At 60.0% G+C, this 6,153-nt stretch carries 8 protein-coding genes; all 8 read right to left on the reverse strand.

Annotation, left to right across the window (positions count from 1 at the left end):
* Positions 1 to 216: 216 nt before the first annotated feature.
* Positions 217 to 627, reverse strand: a complete 411-nt coding sequence (locus D9C15_RS32310; protein ID WP_128003569.1) for a hypothetical protein — start codon at positions 625 to 627, stop codon at positions 217 to 219.
* Between the two features lie 195 nt (positions 628 to 822).
* Positions 823 to 1,395, reverse strand: coding sequence for a DUF8453 domain-containing protein (locus tag D9C15_RS32315; RefSeq protein WP_128003570.1), 573 nt, complete (start codon positions 1,393 to 1,395; stop codon positions 823 to 825).
* A gap of 154 nt (positions 1,396 to 1,549) precedes the next feature.
* Positions 1,550 to 1,996 (reverse strand): hypothetical protein, encoded by a 447-nt coding sequence (locus D9C15_RS32320; protein WP_128003571.1) that lies wholly within the window; start codon positions 1,994 to 1,996, stop codon positions 1,550 to 1,552.
* Positions 1,997 to 2,124: 128 nt separating this feature from the next.
* On the reverse strand, positions 2,125 to 2,436 hold the full coding sequence (locus tag D9C15_RS32325; protein ID WP_128003572.1) for a hypothetical protein: 312 nt from the start codon (positions 2,434 to 2,436) through the stop codon (positions 2,125 to 2,127).
* Between the two features lie 287 nt (positions 2,437 to 2,723).
* A complete protein-coding gene (locus tag D9C15_RS34410; protein ID WP_128003573.1) occupies positions 2,724 to 3,254 on the reverse strand; it encodes a nucleoside deaminase in 531 nt (176 codons plus the stop codon).
* Between the two features lie 59 nt (positions 3,255 to 3,313).
* Positions 3,314 to 3,721 (reverse strand): DUF2784 domain-containing protein, encoded by a 408-nt coding sequence (locus D9C15_RS32335; RefSeq protein ID WP_128003574.1) that lies wholly within the window; start codon positions 3,719 to 3,721, stop codon positions 3,314 to 3,316.
* 184 nt (positions 3,722 to 3,905) lie between these two features.
* Entirely contained in the window at positions 3,906 to 5,567 is a 1,662-nt protein-coding gene (locus tag D9C15_RS32340; RefSeq protein WP_128003575.1) for an ATP-dependent nuclease, read from the reverse strand.
* A gap of 229 nt (positions 5,568 to 5,796) precedes the next feature.
* Positions 5,797 to 6,153: DUF1330 domain-containing protein (locus D9C15_RS32345; RefSeq protein WP_240668680.1), on the reverse strand; the 357-nt coding region annotated here is incomplete at its 5' end.

Below are 6,153 nucleotides of genomic sequence, written 5' to 3' on the forward strand. Positions count from 1 at the left end.
GACAACGTGATCAAACATGGCTTGCGAGGGCCTGAGCGGTTTGCTCGAGGCCTAACGTTGGAGCTGAGGGGCCGGAGCCGGCAAGGCGCTTGGGCCGTGAGGCGCAACATGTACCTCGGCGCTTCGCGGCCCAAGTGCCTTGCCGGTGGAGGTCCCCTCGAGTGACTGGTTAGGCCTCACCTCGTGACTTGGCACGTTGTTTCAATGGGCGCGACTTCAGCACTTCTTGTACTTCACCGTCCCCCTTTGGGCGATTCCCACTCGCTTTAGGACAGGTGGATCGGTGTCGAGGTCAACCATCGGACCGTTCTTTGACCTGTACATGATGAAGACGATGCTGCCAACGCCCTTGGCGTTGCTCATCAAAGTGGTTTCGTAGCCTGCGGGTGGGGAGTTGCCCATGTAGGACAGCGCCTCCATCTCAAACACGCCAGTGATGGACTTCGAGCCGCGCACGAGAGTCAGCCCCTCCTTTGACACCCGCGCACGCAGAGCCGATGGATCGCTGCACTTGGCCGAATACTCTCCACCGTAGGCGGCGAGCAGGTTCGCCGGGACAGGCGCGGCGATGCAAGGCTGTACCGCCAGACCGATTGCGACAAGACAGAGGAAACGGAATCGTCTCATGGACCACCTCCTGCTTGTAGCTGCGTAGCTCCCATCTTCCCACCGCGCGAGCCGGCTGTGAGGCCTAACGTTTGAGCTGAGGCGCAGCAGCCGGGTTGGCGCTTGGCCCGCGCGGCGGATGATGACACTGGCCGGTGCGCGGGCCAAGCGCCAAGCCGGTGGCTGTCGCCTCGAGCGAAGGGTTAGGCCTCGCTTTCAGCGCTTGAGCAGCTTTTCAAGCGACTCCCGAAGACGCTTGACCTCCTCGGCCACTGGATCTTGCATCGCGGCGCTGCGGAGCATTGGGCGTAGATCTATCGTGTGCTCCTCGTCGTACGCCCGACCCGCGTGCTCGTAAGTCGCGCTAACGGTGAAGACCTTGGGGCATAGAGAATCGGCCACGCCTGGCGCGAAGATGGTTCCACCTACGCCAAGGATGAACTGCATTCGAGTCCCTGGCGCAAGACTCTCGATGGGTTCAGTAAAGGCAGAGAGCGCTGCAATGTTCTCTCCATCGCGCTTCTCGGCGTGTGGATAGAAGTCCTTGTCCATTCGCAGGCGTAGGTTCGTCGCGGGCGACCTACCTGCGTTCTGAATCTCTAGCAACATGAGCGTCGTGCCGATCCTTGGGGCCACCGACGCGACCACGTAGGGCCGAAGCTGAGCTTCAGTTTGCTCTTTCATGGCCGAGACTACCGCCTCGTTCGCACGGAGGATTCGAAACGTAGCCCACGCGTAGATCGCTGTAATGACGACGAGAGCCAAGGTCAGCCAGTCGGTATTCGTCATTCCCATCATGAGTCGTCCGCGTGTTTGCTGCGAGGCCTAACGTTTGAGCTGAGGCGACCGCCACGGGTTGGCGCTTGGGCCGCGAGGTGCATGATGCCAGCGAGCGCCTCGCGGCCCAAGTGCCAAGCCGTGGAGGGTCGCCTCGAGCGAAGGGTTAGGCCGCAGTTTTGTTGGGATCGAAGTCGTCGCCAAGTTCGAACTCTCCTCGGCGAAATGCAGCTACTACTTCTCGGGCCTCGAGCAGTTGCGTACTCGGGACACGAACGCCTGCTCCACCAACCGCAATTGCCATGAGCGAGTGCGCCTGAACGATATTGGTGTCTCCAGCGGTGGCGTGAATGCCAGCTGATCTAAGACACGAACATAGCAGGTGGGCTTCGGTCGGATCTAGGCTGCGTTCAAGGTAGACCATGTCACCGAGGTACTCCTCGTTTGCGCTCACGAGTTCAGGAGTTGGTTCAGGAACGGGAAGCCCACGCGATCTGAGTTCGGCGGTAGCCAGGCTATTGGCCTCTTCTGTCAGTCCTCCCGAGGCGACGCGTGCGGACAGTTCCTCATCGGCAAGCTGAGAGAAGAGCGCTGCGAGGTCTGCGTGACTCATGATCTGCGGCCTAACGTTTGAGCTGAGCGGCCCGCGGAGGCATGATGCCCCGGCCGCCCGGTGCAACATGGTAAACCGCACTGGGCGGCCGGGGTGGCATGCCGGAGAGGGTCCGCTCGAGCGAAGGGTTAGGCCTCGCCCTCGCCTACAGGTTCGGTAGTTCCAGTTCCGAAGAAGGCTCTGCCGGAGGCGAAGTAGATTTGGACCGGCTTCTCGTTCCGAAGGATGTCGAGGACGCTCTGGAACATCGTGCTCGGCAAGTGCATCTTGATGATTCCGCCGGCGCTGGCGTCAGCTTCGAAGGCCATCCCTGGGTCGTTGAAACGCACGTAGGCGATGGTTGACCCGGATGTTCCGTACAAGGCGATCTGCGCTCTGTTCGTTTGATAGCCGTCCGGCCCACCGTAGACGAGTATGTGGTACTTGGAAACCGCAGCCATATGACGCTCCTTCTGGTACGCCCAGCGCAGAGATTGCACCGGGCGACTGCACGATAGTTGTGCGACTTCGTGAAACCATCCCTAGGGGGCTTGGGAGAGCGACAAACAGGGCTGTGCAATGAGCGCACTCAATGAGACACGCTATCGCTTCGAAGTCGAGGCCTAACGTTTGAGCTGAGCGGACGCCACCGGCGAGGCGCTTGGGCCGCGAGGCGCATGATAGGCGTGAGCGCCTCGCGGCCCAAGCGCCTTGCCGGTGGAGGTCCGCTCGAGCGAAGGGTTAGCCGTCACTGGCTGGCCTGGCTGGGAGCTCCGGCGTCTGTGAGCGAGGGCCCGAAGAACATGCGGCTGACTCCGGCTCGCGCTGCTGCCGACTCGCACAGGCTGCACGGGCGCGACGTGGAGTACAGGATGGCGCCTTGGAGCTTTTCTCGACCGAGCCTGCGCTGAGCATCGCGAATGGCCTCGCGCTCAGCGTGAGCGTCAGGATTCTGGTTCGTGACGACCCGACTCGGACCTTCTCCTACGAGCGCGCCATTGAGTACAAGTACAGCTCCGTACGATTGATCACCCCAAGACTCCGCGAGGCGCTTCATCTCTGCTGCCGCCTCGTACCACCGCCTTTCCGGCTCCGTACCGTTGCTCTGCGCTCGAGCGGTGGACTGGAATGCGCCAAAGATCAGCGCTACCGCCCCGGCCAGTGCCGTTCTGCGATCGTGATTCGGCGATTCGATGGGCACGTTGGTTCTCGTGTGACGGCTAACGTTTGAGCTGAGCGGCCCACGGAGGCATGACGCCCCGGCCGCCCGGTGCAACATGGTAAACCGCACTGGGCGGCCGGGGTGGCATGCCGGAGAGGGTCCGCTCGAGCGAAGGGTTAGGCGTCGTTGCTCGTGCCGCGGCCATGGTGCGGCGGATAACGCCACCAAGCCAGCAAGACCAGTAGCGCGAACGCTGTGTAGGCGGCTATGAACACCCAGAACGGCGCCTCGTAGAAGATGAGCCTCTGGAGCCAATACTCGATGAAGCTCTTCTCGTAAGCCGCAGCGCCGGCCTGGACACGAAGCCAAGATTCAAGCGTTGTGAGTGGGCAGAGTTGCCCCAGCCAGGCTTGAACGACGACAACTGCGATAGCCGCGAGATGCGCCAGCCTGAAGCACCAGGCGTTGACCCAACGCCAACGGAGCCAGTTTCCTGCGAGGACAACGACAAGACCTCCCACCACGAAGAGCACAACTCCGAAGTGGAGGAGAAGAACTGCATCAGCAAGAAGTTGGTAGGGCACGACTGGTGCCAGGCACGACGCCTAACGTTTGAGCTGAGCGGACGCCGCCGGCAAGGCACTTGGGCCGCGAGGCGGATGATGACCCAAACCGCATCGCGGCCCAAGTGCCTTGCCGGTGGAGGTCCGCTCGAGCGAAGGGTTAGCCGTCAGTTCGCGTCGAGTGCGGATCATGCCCGTTCCGGGCCTAGATTAGTGAATCGGAGATTCGATCGAAGAGCAACTTGAACTCTCCAAGATCTGCCTCGTCCGACAGTTCAAGCGCGCGCGCCGCGTTGGCCTTCTTGTTCTCTACCACCCGGAAACTCTTGATATTCTTGTGAACGTCTTCGATCAGTTGCACTTGGGCAGGTCGCTCGGCATGAAGTGCCCGTTTGACGCGGTCAGACAGCAAGTTCTCGACATCGAGAGCTAGCTGGAAGTAGTCGTCATTCGCCTTCCACTTGATGCCATCGCGCTTTGCTCGACCAAGAAGTCCCTCAAGTGCCGCGAGTCCAGCCTTGTCGCCGTCGATCACCAGCTTTACCGTCGTGTCACCGGTTGAGAAGGTCACCAAAGACTCAAAGAGGTAGGTAGCGGACGTCGCATTGCTGGCTGGGAAGCACTTCACGTCGAGCGGAGAGAGCGCGTGCTTTCCATCGAGCTGGCGAAGGGCTCCCTGCAGAAGTATTTCGTCGCTCGGGCCCTCCACTACCAAGTTCACCGGGTACAGCATCATTGAATCTAGCAGCGATATGCCGAGTGTCTGCCGTGCGAGTTCGTAGTCTTGGCCTACGACCTCCGTGCTCCATGGCTTCGCAGATGCCTTATCGACAACATACGATGCGGCTCCTGCTTCTGTTCGGGGGACGAAATGGCCGCAGTGTGTGGTGATGACGGTCTGCACTTCCTTGGAGAAGCCGCGCAGCATATCGGCCATGGCTTTTTGCTTCGTGGGATGCAGGAAGGACTCCGGCTCTTCTACTGCCCATATGAAGGTTTGGCGCGCGTTGTGTCGCTGCGGATGATTGTCCGCGAGATACTTCAGCAAGAATAGTAGGCTACTTGTCTGTATTCCGGCGCCCTTGGACTTCAGGCCGGTCTCAGCTGTGTCGCTGATAACCGGCGTCAGATTCGGCAGCATTTCCTCCAGATTCGAGAAGGGAAGGCGCAGTTCCAGCTTCTTGACCTCTGCAAAGACCTTTTGGATCGATCCGGTAACTGAATCCGACGACGTCTGTAGTTCCGGTGTTAGGCGGGCGAGTAGCGTCGCGATTGCTTCGTTAATTTCCTGGCGCTTCTTTACTGCACCGCTCCACCCGCTGAAGATGGTCCGAATTAGCTCCGTGCTGATCTCACTCGTAATGCTCTCGAGCGAGTCTCTTCCGACGGGTATGTACTTGAAGATGACGGACTGAAGGAGCGAATCGCGGACCTTGAAGATCAGCTCCTTCTTGATGTTGCGAACGCCCTTCTTGCCAAGGAACTGCCAAGACTCGACTCCGTTCTTGGAATACGAGAGTCGTAAGGAGATTTGATCGTCATCGAGTCGCTGCTGGTCCGACGCCTTCTCAAGCTCATCAAGCGAACGCTTAAGTGATATTTCTTTCGTCGGTTCGTAGGAGACAGTGAGCGTGATCTTGGTTTGAGCGCTCTTGTTCAGTTCGCCGCTCTTGGGGTAGTCACGCTCTGATGCGTAAGGAAGTCCTTCGACGGAGCCAGTGAAGAACAACTGCAGCGCCCGGAGAATGTTGGACTTGCCACAGTTGTTTGGCCCAACTATCACCGTGAGGTCGTCAAAGGTGACCCTCAACGGCTTCGCAATGATCGATCGGAAGTTTTCGATCTCGACTGACCGAAGCTTGATCATGTTCTTGAAGCTCGTCTGGATTGAGCGACGCCGGAAGTGTACGTCTTCAATGCGCGGCCGCCGCCGCGGTCGTGGTTGTGACGGCTAACGTTTGAGCTGAGGCGACCGCCACGGGTTGGCGCTTGGGCCGCGAGCCCGATGATATGCACCACGGGCTCGCGGCCCAAGTGCCAAGCCGTGGAGGGTCGCCTCGAGCGAAGGGTTAGGCCGCACTCGCGTGCCTACTAGACTACAAGCCTTGTGTGACTACCAGGTTCGAGTTCGTCGCTCTTTGACGGAGCGTGCGCAGTGGAGCGTACTCGGGTGAGTTCCACCACGTTTGAAAGCGCTCCATGTCCGGGAACTCGAGAATGACGCTGCGCTTTGGAGACCAGGAGCCCTCAAGAACCTGGGTTGCGCCACCGCGTGCCAGGTAGCGCCCACCGTGGGCGGCAATGGTTGCGGGGACCTTCTGTCGGTACTCTTCAAACAGAACTTGATCAAGTACTTCGATGTCGGCGATCACGTAAACGGCCATGGTGTCTCCTGCGGCGATGTCCCGGAGTCTGTTGAACGCATGAGCTGAGGTGGCGGCTCCTTCGACCCG

The sequence above is a fragment of the Piscinibacter defluvii genome (assembly GCF_004011805.1).
GTDB classification, from domain to species: Bacteria; Pseudomonadota; Gammaproteobacteria; order Burkholderiales; family Burkholderiaceae_C; genus Piscinibacter; species Piscinibacter defluvii.

Bases quoted from the DNA above. Each gene is read 5' to 3' on its own strand.
- D9C15_RS32310 (WP_128003569.1), bottom strand. From the start codon at position 627: ATGAGACGATTCCGTTTCCTCTGTCTTGTCGCAATCGGTCTGGCGGTA.
- D9C15_RS32315 (WP_128003570.1), bottom strand. From the start codon at position 1,395: ATGACGAATACCGACTGGCTGACCTTGGCTCTCGTCGTCATTACAGCG.
- D9C15_RS34410 (WP_128003573.1), bottom strand. From the start codon at position 3,254: ATGTTGCACCGGGCGGCCGGGGCGTCATGCCTCCGTGGGCCGCTCAGC.
- D9C15_RS32340 (WP_128003575.1), bottom strand. From the start codon at position 5,567: ATGATCAAGCTTCGGTCAGTCGAGATCGAAAACTTCCGATCGATCATT.
- D9C15_RS32325 (WP_128003572.1), bottom strand. From the start codon at position 2,436: ATGGCTGCGGTTTCCAAGTACCACATACTCGTCTACGGTGGGCCGGAC.
- D9C15_RS32320 (WP_128003571.1), bottom strand. From the start codon at position 1,996: ATGAGTCACGCAGACCTCGCAGCGCTCTTCTCTCAGCTTGCCGATGAG.